Origin of the sequence: uncultured Sunxiuqinia sp., from assembly GCF_947495665.1 — a bacterium.
Lineage (GTDB): Bacteria > Bacteroidota > Bacteroidia > Bacteroidales > Prolixibacteraceae > Sunxiuqinia > Sunxiuqinia rutila.
Window position 1 is genome coordinate 183,226 of record NZ_CANLZV010000001.1, and the last position, 18,712, is coordinate 201,937.

General features: G+C 44.0%; 16 protein-coding genes, 6 tRNA genes and 1 other RNA gene. 6 read left to right on the plus strand and 17 right to left on the minus strand.

Annotated elements, in window-relative coordinates:
- Positions 1 to 231 precede the first annotated feature (231 nt).
- The 7 genes from Q1A18_RS00755 to ffs all read right to left on the minus strand — a co-directional run bounded on the left by Q1A18_RS00755 (position 232) and on the right by ffs (position 1,111).
- Positions 232 to 304, minus strand: a tRNA-Gly gene (locus Q1A18_RS00755).
- Positions 305 to 349: 45 nt separating this feature from the next.
- Positions 350 to 432 (minus strand) — tRNA-Tyr (locus Q1A18_RS00760).
- A 65-nt stretch (positions 433 to 497) separates the two neighbouring features.
- Positions 498 to 571 (minus strand) — tRNA-Thr (locus Q1A18_RS00765).
- 78 nt (positions 572 to 649) lie between these two features.
- Positions 650 to 722, minus strand: a tRNA-Gly gene (locus Q1A18_RS00770).
- A gap of 66 nt (positions 723 to 788) precedes the next feature.
- Positions 789 to 871: transfer RNA gene (locus Q1A18_RS00775), tRNA-Tyr, on the minus strand.
- A gap of 65 nt (positions 872 to 936) precedes the next feature.
- Positions 937 to 1,010 (minus strand) — tRNA-Thr (locus Q1A18_RS00780).
- A 1-nt stretch (position 1,011) separates the two neighbouring features.
- Positions 1,012 to 1,111: signal recognition particle sRNA small type (ffs, locus tag Q1A18_RS00785), an RNA gene on the minus strand.
- Positions 1,112 to 1,322: 211 nt separating this feature from the next.
- Here ffs and Q1A18_RS00790 point away from each other — a divergent pair.
- Positions 1,323 to 1,874 (plus strand): DUF4199 domain-containing protein, encoded by a 552-nt coding sequence (locus tag Q1A18_RS00790; RefSeq protein WP_299576335.1) that lies wholly within the window; start codon positions 1,323 to 1,325, stop codon positions 1,872 to 1,874.
- Positions 1,875 to 1,880: 6 nt separating this feature from the next.
- Positions 1,881 to 2,834, plus strand: a complete 954-nt coding sequence (locus Q1A18_RS00795; RefSeq protein ID WP_299576337.1) for a glycosyltransferase family 2 protein — start codon at positions 1,881 to 1,883, stop codon at positions 2,832 to 2,834.
- Positions 2,835 to 2,838: 4 nt separating this feature from the next.
- Here the strand turns inward: Q1A18_RS00795 and Q1A18_RS00800 are convergent, their stop codons facing one another.
- Entirely contained in the window at positions 2,839 to 3,693 is an 855-nt protein-coding gene (locus Q1A18_RS00800; RefSeq protein WP_299576339.1) for a Nif3-like dinuclear metal center hexameric protein, read from the minus strand.
- A 55-nt stretch (positions 3,694 to 3,748) separates the two neighbouring features.
- Positions 3,749 to 4,879, minus strand: a complete 1,131-nt coding sequence (locus tag Q1A18_RS00805; RefSeq protein ID WP_299576341.1) for a hypothetical protein — start codon at positions 4,877 to 4,879, stop codon at positions 3,749 to 3,751.
- 167 nt (positions 4,880 to 5,046) lie between these two features.
- Here Q1A18_RS00805 and Q1A18_RS00810 point away from each other — a divergent pair, with 167 nt between their 5' ends.
- Both Q1A18_RS00810 and Q1A18_RS00815 read left to right on the plus strand, forming a co-directional pair.
- Positions 5,047 to 6,387: an MFS transporter gene (locus Q1A18_RS00810; RefSeq protein WP_299576343.1), complete on the plus strand. Its 1,341-nt coding sequence runs from the start codon at positions 5,047 to 5,049 to the stop codon at positions 6,385 to 6,387.
- Positions 6,388 to 6,443: 56 nt separating this feature from the next.
- Positions 6,444 to 7,925: a DUF1080 domain-containing protein gene (locus Q1A18_RS00815; RefSeq protein ID WP_299576345.1), complete on the plus strand. Its 1,482-nt coding sequence runs from the start codon at positions 6,444 to 6,446 to the stop codon at positions 7,923 to 7,925.
- Here the strand turns inward: Q1A18_RS00815 and Q1A18_RS00820 are convergent.
- A complete protein-coding gene (locus tag Q1A18_RS00820) occupies positions 7,922 to 8,644 on the minus strand; it encodes a cytidylate kinase-like family protein (RefSeq protein ID WP_299576347.1) in 723 nt (240 codons plus the stop codon). The two genes, Q1A18_RS00815 and Q1A18_RS00820, sit on opposite strands and share 4 nt — an antisense overlap.
- A gap of 185 nt (positions 8,645 to 8,829) precedes the next feature.
- On the opposite strand from Q1A18_RS00820, the gene Q1A18_RS00825 reads away from it, so the two are divergent.
- The gene (locus tag Q1A18_RS00825) at positions 8,830 to 10,215 is read left to right on the plus strand and encodes an aminopeptidase P family protein (RefSeq protein ID WP_299576349.1); all 1,386 of its coding nucleotides are present in this window, start codon (positions 8,830 to 8,832) and stop codon (positions 10,213 to 10,215) included.
- Between the two features lie 29 nt (positions 10,216 to 10,244).
- Here the strand turns inward: Q1A18_RS00825 and Q1A18_RS00830 are convergent, their stop codons facing one another.
- Positions 10,245 to 10,679 carry a hypothetical protein gene (locus Q1A18_RS00830; RefSeq protein WP_299576351.1) on the minus strand — a complete coding sequence of 145 codons (435 nt, stop codon included), beginning with the start codon at positions 10,677 to 10,679 and terminating at the stop codon, positions 10,245 to 10,247.
- A 208-nt stretch (positions 10,680 to 10,887) separates the two neighbouring features.
- Between Q1A18_RS00830 and Q1A18_RS00835 the strand changes: the two genes are divergently transcribed.
- On the plus strand, positions 10,888 to 12,024 hold the full coding sequence (locus Q1A18_RS00835; RefSeq protein ID WP_299576353.1) for a HAMP domain-containing sensor histidine kinase: 1,137 nt from the start codon (positions 10,888 to 10,890) through the stop codon (positions 12,022 to 12,024).
- Positions 12,025 to 12,166: 142 nt separating this feature from the next.
- Here Q1A18_RS00835 and Q1A18_RS00840 read toward each other — a convergent pair whose 3' ends face one another.
- From Q1A18_RS00840 to Q1A18_RS00865, 6 genes are all read right to left on the minus strand, one after another.
- Complete coding sequence (locus tag Q1A18_RS00840) at positions 12,167 to 13,819, minus strand: SulP family inorganic anion transporter (RefSeq protein WP_299576355.1); 1,653 nt, start codon at positions 13,817 to 13,819, stop codon at positions 12,167 to 12,169.
- Positions 13,820 to 14,052: 233 nt separating this feature from the next.
- Positions 14,053 to 14,472, minus strand: a complete 420-nt coding sequence (locus Q1A18_RS00845) for an Rrf2 family transcriptional regulator (protein WP_299576357.1) — start codon at positions 14,470 to 14,472, stop codon at positions 14,053 to 14,055.
- Positions 14,473 to 14,491: 19 nt separating this feature from the next.
- The gene (locus tag Q1A18_RS00850; RefSeq protein ID WP_299576359.1) at positions 14,492 to 15,067 is read right to left on the minus strand and encodes a YceI family protein; all 576 of its coding nucleotides are present in this window, start codon (positions 15,065 to 15,067) and stop codon (positions 14,492 to 14,494) included.
- Between the two features lie 144 nt (positions 15,068 to 15,211).
- On the minus strand, positions 15,212 to 16,375 hold the full coding sequence (locus Q1A18_RS00855; protein WP_299576361.1) for a hypothetical protein: 1,164 nt from the start codon (positions 16,373 to 16,375) through the stop codon (positions 15,212 to 15,214).
- 37 nt (positions 16,376 to 16,412) lie between these two features.
- Positions 16,413 to 16,976, minus strand: coding sequence for a YceI family protein (locus Q1A18_RS00860; RefSeq protein ID WP_299576363.1), 564 nt, complete (start codon positions 16,974 to 16,976; stop codon positions 16,413 to 16,415).
- Positions 16,977 to 17,164: 188 nt separating this feature from the next.
- Entirely contained in the window at positions 17,165 to 18,619 is a 1,455-nt protein-coding gene (locus tag Q1A18_RS00865; RefSeq protein ID WP_299576365.1) for an aminoacyl-histidine dipeptidase, read from the minus strand.
- Positions 18,620 to 18,712: the final 93 nt, after the last annotated feature.

The following is an 18,712-nucleotide window of genomic DNA, read 5'->3' on the forward strand; positions in this document are numbered from 1 at the left end:
TTTGAAAATCTATTTGTTCCGTCGAAAAAAAAGATTCGAAATTTATGGGTCAGGAGATGGATTTTAGTGTATCCTAGAGAAACAGGAGCCTGCAAGCATTGGATTAGTCTCTCTCAGCTGCTTAAAATTTGTCTTCTCAACTTGATTTTTCATGCAGTTTCTTGGTTGGAGAATTTCGTATAAAGGCACAAAAAAAGGTTGTCAAAAATGAATTGACAACCTTTAAATCTGAGCGGGAGACGAGATTCAAACTCGCGACCCTTAGCTTGGAAGGCTAATGCTCTATCAGCTGAGCTACTCCCGCAAATACTGAAATTCCAAAGATTTGATCTTGAAATTTCTCATGTTGTGGGGAGAGCAGGATTCGAACCTACGAAGTCATAAGACAGCAGATTTACAGTCTGCCCCAGTTGGCCACTTTGGTATCTCCCCAAACTATTATTTTAGAACGTTTTCCTGTTGCCAGTTTTTTATTCCAGTTGAATGTTCAACTGTTGAGCCGAATCTCAGATTCGAACTGAGGACCCCGAGATTACAAATCACGTGCTCTGGCCAACTGAGCTAATTCGGCAAAAAACGCAAAAACTGCGTTTCAATGTATTCTGTCAAAGAAAAAGGCTGTCCAATTAAATTGGCAAGCCTAAACTTGAGCGGGAGACGAGATTCAAACTCGCGACCCTTAGCTTGGAAGGCTAATGCTCTATCAGCTGAGCTACTCCCGCAAATACTGAAAATTCAAATTCCATGTTTTCAATTCGAAACAATGGATTCTAAAATTTTCGATGTTGTGGGGAGAGCAGGATTCGAACCTACGAAGTCATAAGACAGCAGATTTACAGTCTGCCCCAGTTGGCCACTTTGGTATCTCCCCAAACTATTTTTAAGAACGTTTTCCTGTTGCCAGGTTTTTATTTCCAGTTGAATGTTCAACTGTTGAGCCGAATCTCAGATTCGAACTGAGGACCCCGAGATTACAAATCACGTGCTCTGGCCAACTGAGCTAATTCGGCAGGTGGGTAAGCTACCTGTGTCGCACCGCTACAACCACCTACCCTTGCTGCCTTCCGACCCTGGGGGGATTCAGCGGGAGCTGGTCGCACAGGACTTACCCGGCGACAAAAGTAGAAAAAATTGTATTCCCAACAAACGAAAGTTGCGGGCGAACGCAACTTTTTTTCGCCCGGTTTTCTAACCAATTATTGATCAGCGATATCTTTTGAAATATTTTTTCGAATAATTTCTTTAAACAAAACAAGCGCGCTGTAAAGTGTACTTGTGAAAAATCCAATATATTTGTCTGGTACCAATAAATCATATTAATCATGGAAGAAAAATCGACTTTTTGGAAATCGGCAATGACCTATGGTATTTACTTGGCTGTTGCACTTATCTTTTACAACGTTATTCTTTATGTAACGGGTGAAAACATGAATACAACCCTGGGATTAGTTACCTGGTTGATTATGGGGGTTGGCATTTACTTGTGTCAAAAAGGCTACAGAGATAAAGAGTTAGACGGATCTATTGAGTATAGCAAGGCCCTGGGGTTTGGTGTTTCGGTGATGCTGTTTGCCGGTGTATTAAACGCTTTGTACTCGGTCATTTTAATGAAGATTGATCCCAGTATTATGGACCAGGTGCGGATTTTGCAGGAAGAAGCCATGATGAAGCAAGGCTTGTCTGATGAGCAGATTGAAGCGGCCGGAGAAATGATGACTCGCTTTCAAAGCCCCTTGATTATTGTCCTTTCAAGTTTGTTTACCTTCGCGTTTATTGGATTTATTATATCTTTGATCACTTCCATTTTCATAAAAAGAAAGTCAGACGAAAACGCTTTTGATGAGGCGATGGGGGAAGTTAAATCTGAAGATTAGTAAAATATGAATATTTCCGTAGTTATTCCTTTGTTTAATGAAGAAGAGTCGTTGCCTGAATTGGCTAAATGGATTAAACGGGTGATGGATGCTAACCAGTTTAGCTATGAAATTATCTTTGTTGATGATGGCAGCACCGATTTATCCTGGAAGGTGATTCAGGATTTGCACCAGGGAAACCGGCAAATAAAGGGCATTAAATTCAGGAGGAACTACGGAAAATCTGCTGCACTGTATGCCGGCTTTGCGACTACTGCGGGCGATGTGGTGATAACCATGGATGCCGACTTGCAGGATAATCCGGAAGAAATTCCGGAAATGTACCGGATGGTTGTGGAAGACAATTTCGATTTGGTTTCGGGCTGGAAAAAGAAACGCTATGACCCGGTTTTATCGAAAAATATTCCAAGTAAGTTTTACAACTGGATTGCCCGCAAGGCCACCGGGATTAAGATTCATGATTTCAATTGTGGACTGAAAGCTTACCGAAGCCAGGTCGTTAAATCCATCGAGGTGTATGGCGAAATGCACCGTTATATTCCTATTCTGGCGAAATGGGCCGGATTTAAACGAATTGGCGAAAAAGTGGTAAAACACCAGGAACGAAAATATGGTGTAACCAAGTTTGGAATTGAGCGGTTTATTCGTGGCCCGCTTGACTTGCTATCCGTGATTTTCATTTCACGTTTCAGTAAAAAGCCCATGCATTTTTTTGGCGTGTTGGGCTCGCTGGTGTTTCTGGTCGGTTTGATTTCCACCATTACCGTGGGCGTGAATAAACTGGTAGCGCTTGCTGAGCAGGTTCCTGCTCCTCGGGTAACCGACACCCCTTATTTTTTTCTGGCATTGACTGCCATGATTATCGGGACCCAATTGTTTTTGGCCGGGTTCATTGGTGAGCTGGTATCGCGCAATGCTTCGGAACGAAACAAATACCTGGTAGAAGATACCTTGGAATAAGCGCTCAAAAATCGTCTTCGTTCGGTGTCCAGTAGGGAACCTGATTCTCTGAGAAGTGAATGGGCACACCTTTGATAAAGCTTGTCATCCATTCGGATAGGTAGGCCATGCCTGCTTCTTCTGACTTAAGATGCCCCAAAAAGATAACCGCTTTGGGTTTGCCTTGCATCACCGCATCATTGATGTACTGATAGGTTTCCCATTCTTGTGCTTCGCCGGCAATAATTACATCAACATCTTGTAGCAGGGCAATTTGCCGTTTGGCTCCGGGAGCTCCAAGAGCCAACCCAATTTTAGAGACTTCAAGAGCGGGATCGCCAATGACGCGAATTCCCGGTATTTCAAACACCGACTGAAGTTTATGGGCCAGGTCTTTCAAGGACTGACTTTGGGTTTTCACCAGGTTTATATGATTGGCTACCGTTTGATTGGCCCAGCCCAGCTTATCAAGCATGCCAACATAAATGCCGTCGGGCTGATGGCGGTGCCAATGATCATGAAAGCGCCAGATGATTAATTCATGGGCTTTGATGTAAGCCAGTTTATCTTGCAACACCGGGTCATACTGCAAATCTTTCGTTTCATCCAAATGATTGTAAAAGACGGGTTCGTGCGTAATAATGAGGTTACAGTTTTTAGCCACGGCCTCCTGCAGAACCTGCATGTCGGCAAACATGCAACAAAGCACACCGGTAACCTGCTCGTTAGGATCACCACTTTTAAAGGTGTCAACCGTTTCGTTAGCCCAGTCACAGGATAGCTGGTTTTTTAACTGATCAATGATTTGTTGGGCTGTTTGGCCCTGAGTAGTCAGACTGAAAAGGGTAGCCAGCAGAAAAAGGAATATTCGTGAAACCATGGTTGTTGATTTTTAGGTTCTACGAAAATACGTTTTTCAGCTGGCCCCGAAAAGTTTAATTCTGTTTTTGCTCATATTTTTCTAATTGGCGAGCCACCTTTTTATTACTCACCGGCTGCTGGTTCAAAAATTGAAACGCCTTGCGGGCGATGAACTGGTTTTCATGGTTGAGTAAGCTGGCAATAATCTTTTCACTTTCACGATTGCTAGCCTGATGAATGGTAAAAAGATCCAGAACATGTTTAACCATAGAGCCATTCAGTTCCGGAAGATTTTCTGCCAGCGTTAACTGGATAGAGGTGGCCAGCTTAGGGGCTTCTCCCAATTTGTTAAGTATTTTAACTTGTGTGAAGTAGGAACTGTTTTCAAAATGGCTGAATAATTTTAATTGGTCTTTTTCATTGTCCAGCCAGTTGGATGGAATCCCCTCAATGGCTTTGTTAGAGACCAGTAGTTCGTTGCTTGCAGCCAGCGCGAAAAGTTTATCCTGCAAGGCTTGGGTTACTTTGATGTCGGGTGGAAGGTTCTCCAGTGCCCAGATGACATCTTGCTGGTTGGAACTGTTCAGGATTTGAATCGCTAACTCGGGCTGAAGATGCTTCTGTGTATAAGCTTGAATCTTTTTTTGGGTTGAGCCATGTACAATATGCCAAAGAGTATAGGTTGTGTAAACGGCATTTTCAACAATGTAGTTTTTTACGCCGGCAATGGTTGCGGCACTTACGCCATCCACTTCATCGTTTTCAACCATCGGAACCAATTCTTCTATGCGGTAATTGGCTAGGTTCGAGTAGGGATCAGCCAGTAAGGCATGCAAATGCTCGTAGTCTTGCTGAGTGAAAGGATCGTGCTCTGTTTTACTTAGAAATTCGCCTTGGGGTAGTTGAAATCCCAGGTACCTCCCGGTAACTGTCCAGTATAAGGTAATATTCAGTAAACGGCATTCACCATCAATGCAAACACCGGTCAGGATTTTTCGGGAATAGGAGTGAAGCAGGCCATCTTCATTTTTAATGACGAACAGGGTGTCATTAGGAATCGTGTCATTAAAGTTGACAACTTCGTGGGAGATGGTTGTATTTTGAGCCGGAAAGGTTGGGGAATGAAAATAAGTTAGCGTTTCCGGATTTTTCCCCGACAGGCTCAATAAGACAACTACAAAAAGTAAGTAAAAAGTACGGTTCATGCTTTTCTAATCAATCTGAATATCAACGAAAGTTGAAGCCATTTGTTTATGCAAAAGTAGTAAAAGCTCTAAAAAGAGACTTCCAACTCTTTTTAAGAAATTGTGAAAAGTGTCATTCGTTCAGGGGATAACGAACAGACCGCCTGATTTAGCGGTAGCTTTGTATCATGAATAAGCAAGCATACAATAGGGTTCCTTTTAATCCGGCTAACTCCCCAGTGTTTTATGGGTGGTTTGTGTTGTTGTTCGGAACTTTGGGGATTATCATGAGTGTGCCCGGGCAGACTATGGGCGTGTCTACATTTACAGACCATCTGATTGATGCACTTCGCTTTAGTCGGAATGAGTTGAGTACGGCGTATTTGCTGGGAACTATTTCAAGTTCTTTTATGCTTACCCGTGCCGGGAAAGTGTATGACAAAATAGGGGCTAGATGGTTGGGCGCAATTACGACAATTGCTATGGGCCTGGTACTGATTTACCTGAGCCAGGTTGACCGGATTGCTTTTGGACTGGGAGGCCTGCTGGGCAAGGAGTCCGTTCAGTTCTACCTGAGCTTTTTCCTGGTTATGACTGGTTTTTTCTTGTTGCGCTTTACTGGCCAAGGGGTGTTGACGATGGTTTCACGCAACATGATGATGAAATGGTTTAACCGGAAACGAGGACTGACCAATGGAATCAGCAGCGTGTTTGTTTCTTTGGGTTTTGCGGTAGCCCCACTTATTTTCGATTACCTGATTGAAAGTTATAGCTGGCGTTGGGCCTGGATCTTGCTGGCTTTGGTTGCAGGTTTTGGCTTTAGTTTGGTTGCGCTGGTCTTTTTTCGGGATAACCCGGAAGACTGCGGGCTGGAGCAGGATGGCGACACGGCAGAACAAATTGAAGAACAGCAGCGGGTGATGCATAAAGTGGAGAAACAATTTACACTTAAAGAAGCTCAACACTCATTTCCTTTTTGGGTGCTGGTTGTGGCTTTGTCTATGCAGGCGCTGTACATTACCGGTTTTACCTTTAATTTGGTCTCTATTTTCGAGGCGGCAGCTATGGATAAAACCATCGCTTTGGCTGTTTTTCTTCCCACAGCGGCCATTTCTGTTTTTATTTCCCTTGCAGGAGGATGGCTCAGCGATCATATTAAAATGAAGTATTTGTTGTTGGTGTTTTTATTCGGACAAATGGTTTCCATGATCAGCCTGTCTTTTTTAGCTCCGGGCCTGCCATACTTTTTCTTAATCATCGGAAACGGAATTGTTGGAGGTTTGTTTAGCGTGCTGTCTTCGGTGGTTTGGCCTCGTTTTTATGGGCGTAAACACCTGGGAGCCATCAGCGGATTTGCCATGAGCGCTTTGGTTTTTTTCAGTGCCATGGGACCTTTGCTGTTTAGCTTTTCTTTTACCAAGCTGGGGGCTTATTCCTGGGCGGCCTATTTGTGTCTGGCCATTGTTACCGTTAATTTCATAGCTGCTTTTAAGGCTGAAAATCCGCAAGAGAAAATGGCCGCTAAATAGCCTGTTTTTCAGCTGGAACTTTATCTTTGTTGGAGTAACCAACAAAACCTTAAATCATGAAAAATTCGTTACGGGCTGTTTGGGCTTTTACAGTTCTGCTATGCACTGTTTCCTGCCAAATGAAATCTCAGGATGAATGGATTTCTTTGTTTAATGGAAAAAACCTGGACGGCTGGGAAGCTATGGAGCATCCGGAGTCTTTTCGGGTGGAGGATGGCGCTATTGTTTGCCAGGGCAAACGGGCACATTTGTTTTACACGGGAGGAGAAGACCACGGCATTTACAAAAATTTTGAGCTGAAAGTCCGCGTAATGACTAAGCCGGGTGCGAATTCCGGCATATTTATTCATTCGAAAAAACAGGAAAAAGGCTGGCCATTAAAAGGCTACGAAATTCAGGTCAATAACTCGTATCAAGGGGCAGGTGACTTTGTGGAGCTGAAAAAAACGGGAAGCCTTTATGGGATCCGAAATGTGTATTATCCCATGGCTCAGGATGACGAGTGGTTCGATATGACTGTTAAAGTGGTGGAGAACCAGGTGCAGGTTTTTATCAATAACATTCAGGTGGTCGACTACATTCAGCCCGAAAAACCTTACCGCCCGTACAACGATCAGTACAAAGTGCTGGATCGCGGTTGTTTTGCCTTGCAGGCACATGATTCGAACAGCACCGTTTACTTTAAGGATATTCAGTTAAAAGTACTTCCGGAAGGGGAGAAACAAGTGCCCCCGGCTGATCTGGCATGGGACACGAAAATAACCAAGTTACACCTGGCAAATTTCCCCGTTATCGATTTCCATGTGCACCTGAAAGGGGGGCTGACCATTGAGCAGGCGGCTCAAAACTCCATGAAACTGGGCATCAACTATGGTATTGCTCCAAACTGTGGGCTGAAGTTTCCGGTTACCGATGATGAATCGCTTTATGCCTACATGGATACCGTTAGCGGAAAGCCCATTTTCAGAGGGATGCAGGCCGAAGGACGCGAATGGGTTACCTTGTTTTCGCCGGAAGCCATTGCCCGTTTCGATTATGTGTTTACCGATGCGATGACCTGGACGGATGATAAAGGCCGAAGGATGCGCCTTTGGATGCCGGAAGAGGTATTTGTGGATGATGAACAGGATTTTATGGAGCAACTGCTCACCCGCATTGAAGCGGTTGTGTCTCAGGAGCCCATCGATATTCATGTTAATCCGACTTATTTGCCGGAAGTGCTGGCTGACAAGTATGACGAGTTGTGGACGGACGAACGCATAGACCGGTTCGTAAACGTGCTGGTAGAGCATGGGGTTGCTTTGGAGATCAACTCACGCTTGAATCTTCCGTCCGAGAAAATATTGCGGCGTGCGCAAGAAGCCGGGGTGAAATTTACCATGGGAACCAATAATATAACGCCTGACTTTGGGCGACTGGATTACTCGCTCGAAATGGTGGAAAAACTGGGATTAACCTATAAAGATATGTTCATGCCCAAGCCTGCTGGGCAGAAGCCTGTTCAGCTAAAAGGCCTGCCAGCTGAAATAACAGGCTAGAAGTACGACATGTTGGATCGAAACTGTTCGGTAATCCCTTTCAGTTCGATTGCCGATTTGATGAGTTTTACCACATCGTCCGGTTTGAACCTGGACACATTGATGGTTAGATCAAACAATTCTTCGGGATGCTTTTTGTTGATGTAATGTTTACGAAAGGCGTCCCGTTTTTTTTCGGTGTCGTTGATGATCTTAAGCGCATCTTCCACGGAAATGTTTTTGCGGGAGGCTATTTGTTCAATCCGCCATTCCAAGGGAGCCTCCAACCGAATGTGTAAAGAGTGCTCAATGTCTTTAGCGATGATGTGTCCGGCCCGGCCGACTATGATGCAGCAACCATCAACGGCGAATCCCTTAATTACTTCCTTGACGGTTTTCAGAATCATCCGGTCACTTTTATACATTTTGGCATTAAACGCTTCAATAATTTCATCGAAGGTGGAGTGTTGGTCCGGAGTGAATAGCCGGTTGACTTTTCGCGGATCAAGTTCCAGTTGTCGGGCACTTTCGTGGAGCACCTCTTTACTGATCACCTGCCATTTTTTGCAAATGACAAATTCATTCAAGGCTTCAGCAAGAACTTCGGCAATTTTTACGCCGCCACATCCCACTTGTCTTGAAATGGTAACTACCGGACCTGCAATTTGATGCTTTTCACGTTGACGAGGGGTGAGATCGCCAAAGCGCTTGTTCATATAATTTAATAAGGAATTTTCCATGACGGTTTGATTTTAAGTGTTTACTTAAGTTTACGGATTCATAATAAATCAGTTATATGTTTGTTAGTACAAAATCAATCCGCATTTTTTTCGTAAATTCTATTGCGTTTTGCCAAAAGTCATACCCAGCCAAGGGAATAGTTAGTACCTTTCCGTTCTAGAAATTAATTGTAAATAGTAACGCTATGTTTAGTCAAGATACGTATAGAGCGAGACGTCAGAAATTAACCGAAAAGATGGGAGACGGGCTGGTTCTTATTTTGGGAAATGCAGACTCGTCAATGAATTACAAAGACAATGTCTATCATTTCAGACAGGACAGTAACTTTCTTTATTTTTTTGGACTCGACATTCAAAATCTGGCCGGGCTTATTGATTTAAATTCCGGAGAAGAGGTTTTATTTGGTGATGATTTTACCATTGATGATATTATCTGGATGGGGCTTCAAGCGAGCATGCAGGAGCAAGCCGCAAAAGTTGGCGTGAAAAAAACGATGCCTTTCAAGCACTTATTCAACTATGTTGGTGATGCTGTTAAGCAAGGGCGGAAGATTCACTTTACGCCTCCATACCGTGGTGAGAATAAGTTAATGCTGCACGAATTGACGGGGATTCCAGCTTCTCAGCAACAAGAGCAAGCATCGCTCGAGTTAATTAAAGCCATTGTTGATTTACGCTCAGTAAAAGAAGCCGGAGAGATTGCCGAGCTTAAAAAAGCTGCTGCCGCTGGTTATGAAATGCATGTGGCAGCCATGAAAATGGCCATGCCCGGCGTATGGGAACAAACCATCGCGGGCACCATTGAAGGAATTTCGCTGGCCAATGGCAACCCCCCTTCGTTTCCGATTATCTTGTCGCAAAATGGCGAAACCCTGCACAACCATGATCACTCGAACCTGTTGCAGGAAGGTAAGCTGATGTTGGTTGATGCCGGCGCTCAAACCAGTATGTATTATGCATCAGATTTTACCCGTACTTCACCCGTGGGCGGAAAATTTAGCCAGCAACAGCGCGAAGTATATGAGGTTGTTTTAGCGGCCAATAATCAGGCAACTGGCTTGGCAAAACCCGGAGTTAGCTATCTGTCAGTTCACCTGGAAGTGGCAAAAGTGATTGTCTCTGGGCTGAAAGAGCTTGGCCTGATGAAAGGGGACGTTGATGCGGCCGTTCAGGCGGGGGCACATGCTTTGTTTATGCCGCATGGACTGGGACATATGATGGGCTTGGATGTGCATGACATGGAAGATCTTGGTCAAATTTATGTTGGTTATGATGACGAAATTCGTCCAAGCAACCAATTTGGAACGGCCTCCTTACGACTTGGCCGAAAACTGCAGCCGGGTTTTGTGATCACCAATGAGCCGGGAATCTATTTTATTCCGGCTTTAATGGATAAATGGAAGACTGAAAAAATAAATACCGACTTCATTAATTTTGATCGTCTGGAAGCCTACCGCAATTTTGGAGGTATTCGTCTGGAAGATGATCTGTTGATTACTGAAAATGGGTGCGAACTGCTTGGTGAACGAATTCCGATAACTCCGGATGAAGTGGAAGCCACGATGAAATAGAGGGTTAAAAAGAAGGATTAAGAAGGCTGCTATTGGGCAGCCTTTCCTTTTAAAATCCGGTGGTAGAAATAGTCGAGTTCATTGCTCATCTCATCGCGCAAATGGCGGTAGGCGTCCTGCGGATCTGCAAAGTGACGATCAGCCCTATTGGGGTTGGCAAAGGTGAGATGAAGCTTATGCTTATACTGAACCGGTAAGTGATGATATTCCTCCTTGGTTTGTTCCCCCAAAGTGATTAGGTAATCCATGAGGGTGTCCTTAAAAGCTGTTGGAAGCTTCATGTCCTGACTGTCTATCGATAAGCCAATCTCTTGCAGGGCTGTTAAGGCCATCGGATGTATGGTTTGGATCGGTTTTATTCCGGCCGAATAAATGTGAAGATCAGGGGCAATGGATTTAAGAATTGCCTTCGCCATTAAACTTTTACAGGATGATCCTCCGGAACAAATAAAAAGAATTTCCATAGGCTACATATTTCTTCCAGAGTAAGTTATGAAATTTATAGGAATTAGAAAAGCCTTTGTGAACAACTGTTAGCGTTCAAGCCTGTGTTGCTGAGCTGGTTGTGTGTCAGGATAATCAGACAGCGACGATTTTATAAGTCGGTTTTAAGAGCCGTGTTCTCTAATTGGTTTTTCGTATCTTGTGCGGAAGAATATTGATAAAAAGAACATGAAACAGGATTTGCAAACCCGGGAACCTTTTGAGGAAGTTCTTAAAAGTAAGATTGAAATATCTAAAATCGAGTATATTCGGGACATTTTGGCCTCTATGTCTTCCGTTGTTTGTATTCTTAATGTGAGCAATCAAATTGTTTTTTTGAATGACACCCTGCTTAAAAAATATAATCTGGATTTAGAAGAACATGTGCTGGGTGTTCGACCGGGAGAATTGTTCAACTGTGTGAATGCCCAAAACGATACGGGAGGCTGCGGGACCACTGAGAAATGTGAGTATTGCGGGGCAAAAGCAGCCTTTGACCGGGCCTGGAAAGAAAGGAAAAGGGTTGTTCATGAGTGCAAGATTGTTTCGAAAAAGGAGGATGAAATCTTTCAGCTTGACCTGGAGGTAACGGCTACCCCAATTGCTTTTGATAAAGAATACCTGATTGTATCCATTAATGATATTACTGATCAGAAAAGAAAAGTCTTGTTGGAGCGTATTTTCTTTCACGATATTATGAATATTGCCGGGAGTCTGAGTGGTGTGCTGGGGTTAATGCCAATGCTGGAGGAGGACGAAAAGCAGGAATACCTGGATATTGCAAATTCACTGACCGAGCAGATTGTGGATGAAATCCGAGGTCAGCAACAAATGATAAAAGCGGAATCCGGAGAGCTGATTCCCAATTTTCAATCGATTGAGATTGAATCTCTGCTCCGTAAACTTGCAGATCAGATTCGATGCCACAGTGTTTCGAATGAACGGGGAATTGATTTGATAAATGAGGCCAGTGTTGAACGAATTTATTCCGATCACACCTTATTAATTCGGGTTTTGATCAATATGGTGAAAAATGCCATGGAAGCCATTCCTAAAGGAGATCGTATTGTTTTAAAGGCTTTTGATATCCGTGATGGCATTCGTTTCAGTGTTCACAACAACACATTTATTCCTCATGAAATTCAGATGCAGATTTTTCAACGTTCCTACTCAACCAAAGGGGACAACCGAGGGGTGGGAACCTACAGCATGAAGTTGCTGGGCGAAAAATACCTGAAAGGGAATGTTGGCTTTACCAGTACAGAGGAAGAGGGCACTACTTTCTTTATTGATTTGCCTGTTTCCAGGATTAATGGCAGTGCCTGATGTGTGGATAATTTCTGCAACATTCGGTTGCCGATGAAAAAACGATAAAAAGAAAGCTCGCTGATCAGCATGAAAAATTCAATCTGATCAGCGAGCTTTCTTATGTTTTAAATGCTACCAGCTTTGGTAGCTTTTGGGTTATTTACTGGTCGATTGGTTTAGATGCTGCAAACGCTTTGGCTTTCTGCAGGGCAAGGTCAAATCCGGGTAGAATCATGCCGGGCTCCAGCAAGTTTACAATGTCGTTTTTTTCCAGTTCTTGCAGCACCTCTGCGCGCACTCCCGAAAGAATTACTTTTGTTTTGATGTGATGAAGGTCGGTAATCACATCTTTCAGGTTGTGTACGCCCGTTGCATCGATGAAAGGAACATGGCGCATCCGAATAATGAGCACATCCGATTTTTGGCCTATCTTTTTCAGCGTAGAGCAATACTGCTTAGCCGAAGCAAAAAAGAAAGGACCGCTAACTTCGTAGATGGCCAGCCCGGCCGGCAGGTCCCCATAGTTTTCCAAAACATCGCTGTCAACTTCCAATTCCGTTTTTGTGCCGGCATCTGCCATTCGTTTCATGAAAAGCAAAGCGGAAAGCACCATACCAATTTGAATGGCATAGGTCAGGTCAACCAAAACAGTCAGGAAGAAGGTTACCAGCAGAATTAAAATATCAAAACCTGAGCTTTTCAGAATTGAGGCAAACGAGCGCCATTCACTCATATTGTAAGCCACTACAATCAGAATACCAGCGAGGCAGGACATGGGAATCAGTTTGGCCCATTTCCCAACGAACAGCATAATGAGCAGCAAGGTAATGGCATGCACAATACCTGAAACCGGGGTGCGTCCGCCGTTTTTTACGTTTGTGGCCGTACGGGCAATGGCTCCCGTTGCCGGGATACCTCCAAAGACAGGTGTTACAATATTGGCCACACCCTGGGCAATCAGTTCGGTGTTTGATCGGTGGTTTCCTCCAATCATACCGTCAGCTACAACGGCAGACAAAAGTGACTCAATACCTCCCAGCAGGGCGATGGTCAATGCAGGAGCAAGGTAATTCCCCAGTTGGTCAAACTGGATCGAAGGAAAAGCCAGCTGAATGTTGTTGGGAATTTCTCCAAACACCGATTCAATGGTGGTTACCGGAAGTTTGAACAGCTGAACCAAGCCAGTAATCAGAATGATGGCAACGAAGGATCCCGGAATTTTAGTCGTAACTTTCCGAAAGTATACGGTAATCAGAATCGTGACCAAGGTAATGCCAACTGCAAAAGGATTAAATGTGCTTAACTCCGAGAGGTAGCTGCCCCATTTGGGCAGAAAATCGGCTGGCAGATTGGTGATTTCTAAACCCAGTGCATCTTTAATTTGAGTGGTGAAAATAACCACTGCAATACCACTGGTAAAACCAACCACGAGCGGGTGTGGAATAAATTTTAGTAAAGATCCCAGACGCATCAGGCCAAAGAGGATGAGGAAAACGCCGGCCATCATGGTCGAAATCATTAGTCCATCCAAGCCATGTGTCTGAACAATCCCATAAACAATAACAATAAAGGCTCCGGTTGGGCCGCCAATTTGAACGCGACTTCCTCCTAATACGGAAATCAGGAATCCGGCAATAACTGCCGTAACCAATCCTTTTTCAGGAGACACCCCCGAGGCAACCGCAAAGGCAATGGCTAGCGGAAGTGCAACAATACCAACAATAATGCCGGCAAAAATATCTTTCGATAGTTGTTGCTTACTGTACCCTTGTTTCAATACAGTAAACAACTTTGGATTGAACAAATGTCCCATAAGATTTGTGCTTGAATTTTGAAGGCGCAAAGGTATGGACAATTCGCTGTCGTTATTCTCGGAACCACTTTTATTTTGAAAAAATCACCGAAATGAGTCTTTATGCTTACTGGTTGAACTAAGGTGAAAAGGGAAAGCTTTCCGGTTGGAAGTGCTGTTTGGGTTAATTGTTAATGAGTTGGTTTTGTGTTTGTTGTGTGGGGGTGTTCATGCGCACGAAGGCTTTGAACTAATTAATGATCAAGCGTTATTCGGTTTTCACAAAGGTCTTCAAGCGTTACACTTTTGAAATAATTGACAATCTGGTTGTTTAAAGTTACCCAAAATCCTTTGGCACTGCACCCCTGTTTACGATCGCAGGTAAACCCTTTGGCCAAACAGTCAATCACACAAATTCCTGCTTCAAAAGCATTGTGAATATCTAACATGGTAATTTCGGAAGCTGGCCGGGTTAAAATATAACCACTCTTTTTGCCCCGAAGGTTGATGATCAGGCCGGCAGTTTTTAGCCCGCGAATAATCTGATCCAAGTACTTGACTGACAATTCCTGGTTGGCCGCAATGTCTTTTTGCAGAATACCTTCCTGCGATTCGGCTTTTGCAATCTCAAGCATGGTCCGAATCCCATACCTGGTTTTTGTACTAAATCTCAAGGCGTTAGTTTTTTGGTTTTTATGAAAATAAAATCCTAAAACTAATAAATATTTCATCTTTAACCTTGACCAAGCCTAGAAATTTATTGGGAGGATCAATGTTGAAATCCGTTAACTTAATGGTTAGCTCGCCGGTAAGGCACCAATGGTCTCCAAAACATGCATCCGAATAGGTTTTACAGGTGAATTGGCGGGTGATTCCGTTCATGCTTACGCCAATTGTTTTTTCATCGTAGCCGTTGGCAGCATTAAATGCGATGGATTGCGAGTCAATCTGAATGTCGATGGTGGGGTATTTTTGGGCTTGAATCAGCTTCAAAAAATCCTGCAGCATCATCTTTGAGTCGGCTGTGATCTGATCAGCCGGAATTTCAATCTCGATGACCGAATTGGCTTCATCAAAATTGGCGGGAACCTGGCAGAAATCATCTTCCCGGTACTCCATATGAAAATCATTCACATTGGTTTTTCCCTGAATGTGAACCTGATCAAACATGTAACGGCTGAATGTTTCTTTTTCAGCAGCCATCTGCGCAAAGGCAGCTGTTGTTATCAAGCTAAAAAACAAAGCCAAATATGTCAACCGGATTTTCATCTTTTATTCGTTGTACGCTTACTGGTAAAACAGGACAATTGAGTCAGGCTGGCAGGTAGGTGAGTGGTGCGCGTGCGAAGCGTTTAGAGAGAGGGAAAAGCTGCTCTGAATAAATGCAGAGCAGCTTTTTTGTTGGATGATTTCTTAGAAAGAAATGGCTGCTTCTAAAACAAAGCCATTGAATTTTCCACCAGCGATATCTCCGTGAGCCGGACCATCGTATTCCTGGTTGACATAGTCAAGTTTCATCAATACATTGGGTGTCATGTACCAACCTCCACCTACATTGGTGCGGCTTACATCTGAACCATCGTTGTCGTCAACTTTGTTCAGGCGAGTACCCACATAAAAGCTTCCGAAGCGGTAAAGTGCCTGCAAAGCTGTTTGGGTGAAGTGTTGATCGGCTTCATTTCTAACACCTTTCATGTTTTCGTAGATACCAAACACTTCCAACCCGTGAAATTTCACAAAAAGGTTGGCCTGGTAGCTGTTCATTTCGCTCTGGCCACTACCTGGGCTCCAGCGTCCTGAGCGGAAGTTGTCATCAGCTCCGGGAAGTGACATCACGTTGTAGTAACGGGCTCCGGCACGGTCTCCATCCCAAAGGTATGATCCGCTGTGGCCTTCGCCTACATGGTAACCCGAAAGGGTGGCACGTACTCTCAAATCTTCATTGATGTCGGTGTCGTATCCAACTTTCCAGTTGAAAACCAGGTCTTCGCCCAAATCGTTGCCACGACCGTAGTTCAGACGACCGTTGTTAGCAGCAACCAAGGCCAGGAAACCATCTTTACGGAACATGACTTCCATTCCGGGATTGGTGGTATACGCATCCATAATCCAGTTGCCCACAAATGGGTTGCTCAATACCGAAGCATTGGTGCTACGGAAGAAATGTGCATCACCGTAATTCGGATTCATAACCCCAACGCGCAGCGTAAGGTATTCCATAACCTTATCGGTAGCTGGTAGGAATGGCATTTTGTCAATGGTTAAGTAACCGCCTTCAACCCAAGCTTCATTGTGGTGACGGGAAGACAAATACGTACGCAGGAACAGTTGGATTCCTGGTGCCAGATCAGTGGTCAAATTTAAGTTTGCTGTAGGTAAATTGAAATTATTTTTAAGGTCGCTCAGCTCTACCGGCGCCTCGTGGTCCAACATTTGAAGTTGAATCGCGAAATCGCCACCCACCTTCACTTTCACATCGTCAAAATCCTCAGCATTAATCTTTGCAGCTTCGAATTGCTGACCAAAACTTGTTACTGCAATGAATAGACTTGCAATAATGACTGTAATTTTCCTCATAATTGATTGTTAAATTTAAAATATTACGCTCTCTCTGCTACTCGTTATAAACTAACTTGTATTCTACCTTAATTTCATCTCCTGTTTTGATGGTGCCCATCATGGCTACTGGCGGCTCAACGCCAAAGTCTGACATTTTTAAATCAAGAACGCCTTGAACAGTAATTGTCCCATTGGCCGAGCTAAACTCAAAATCATCGGTTACCTTTTGCGTTTTTCCGGCAATGGTTAGTTCCAACACCACCGACCCGCTGTTTCCGTTTTGGGTTACTTGGTTTACCTTGGCTTTTATTTGCGGAAAATCATCTTCCTTCAGAGCCTCATAGGTCTTTTTGTTCATCAGGCTTCTTTCACTTTTGATGGACTTGACATCCAGCACAAAGTGTCCACCTGTCAATTGATCCAAGGCTTGGCTTTCCTGAAGCGTAATTGCTCCCTGCAGGTTCTCAACAGTCATTTCCCAGTCATGAATTGTTGAGGTCCCTTTTACCAGCATTGAACTATTTTTTGAATCCAGTTGATACTGAATTTGAGCAGTTGCAGTGTAATTGGCAACTAAAAGAAGCACCGTTAAGGTGCTGAACATTAAACTTCTAATCATTCTTTTCATGTTATCCTACCTTTCCTACTGAATTAGTAGTACAAACATAAAAACATTTTATAATCCTGCCAATGATAGGATTAATGATCGGTTTAATTTAGAATAAGATAAAAAGGTCTTATTTTCACAACTTTATAGAAAACAGCGTGGTAGTATTGCCGCAAAATCGTTTTATGTAACAATAATAGTTAAGAAATATTTTCCAATATGTCAACTAAATGGTCCCAGAACTTGGTGACAGTATGGATATTGATGCGCTCGTCGGGGGAGTGGGCACCCAAAATCGTAGGTCCAATTGAGACCATATCCAGTTCAGGGTATTTTTCCAGAAAGAGGCCGCATTCGAGTCCGGCATGAATGGAGCGAACAACGGGCTTTTCGCCAAATAGCTTGACATAGGAATCAACGGCAACTTTCAGAATTTTACTGGATGGGTTGGGCGTCCAGCCCGGATAGCCGTCTGAGTTTTTGACCTGGGCACCTGCCAGCTCGAAAACCGAGCGAACCATTTCGGAGGCGTAGTACTTCCGGCTTTCAATTTCACTTCGCTGGCTGGTTGTTATCAATACCTGGTTCGAGTCTACAAGTTTAACCGAAGCCAGGTTAGTTGATGTTTCCACCATATCTTTCATTCGGGTACTCATTTCCAGTACTCCGTGCGGACAGGCATACAGCAGGCTGAGCAAATTCTCCTGGCTGGCTTGCGTAAATACCTGCTCAGGCACAATGGTGGAGTTGTGATCAACCACCAGGTTGGGTTCAGTCCGTTCAAACTCAAATTCAACATCGGCTGAAAACATATTGAGTTCAGCTACCAGTTGTTCTTTCTGAACATGGGGAACAATAACCGTTGCAGAGGCTTCGCGGGCAATGGCGTTGCGCAGGTTGCCTCCTTCGAAATCGGTCAGGCGTACGCCATATTTGCGAATGGCCTGCCACAGAAAACGGGTCAGGATCTTAATTGCATTGCCCCGTCCTTTGTGAATATCATCGCCCGAATGTCCGCCTCTCAGGCCTTTAACCAAAATTTTTAAGGCGAAGGATTTTCCAGGTGTTTTTTCTTTTTCAATGCTCAGGGTTCCCAAGGTGTCAATACCTCCGGCACAGCCGATAAACAGCTCGCCGTCGTCTTCCGAATCCAGGTTGATTAGGATTTTGCCTGTTAAAAAGCCTGGCTCTAAAGCAAAAGCACCGCTTAATCCGGTTTCTTCATCAACCGTAATCAGACATTCCAGCGGGCCATGTGAAATGGTGGTCGAGCTTAACAAAGCCATTTGGGCGGCAATGCCAATTCCATCGTCGGCTCCCAGGGTTGTACCCTGTGCTTTTACCCATTCACCATCGACTACCGGTACAATCGCATCGGTGTCAAAATTGAAAATCGTGTCACTGTTCTTTTCACAAACCATATCCATGTGCGCTTGTAAAATAACGGTTGGAACCTGCTCTTTACCGGGTGTGGCTGGTTTGCGAATCAGTACATTGCCAATGGTGTCCGTCTGGGCTTCCAGGCCTTGCTTTTGGGCAAAGTCAAGCAAAAAGGCTCTGATTTTTTCTTCTTTTTTTGACGGACGAGGAACCTGGCAAATAGCCTCAAAGTAATTCCAGACAGGTTGTGGGTGCAGATTTTCCAATTTTTTCATAACTCGCGATATTTACAGCGGAAAACGTTTTTCCAATTTTGAAACAGGCTCCAAAGTTAATGGATAATTAGGAACCTTATTTCTGAAAACATA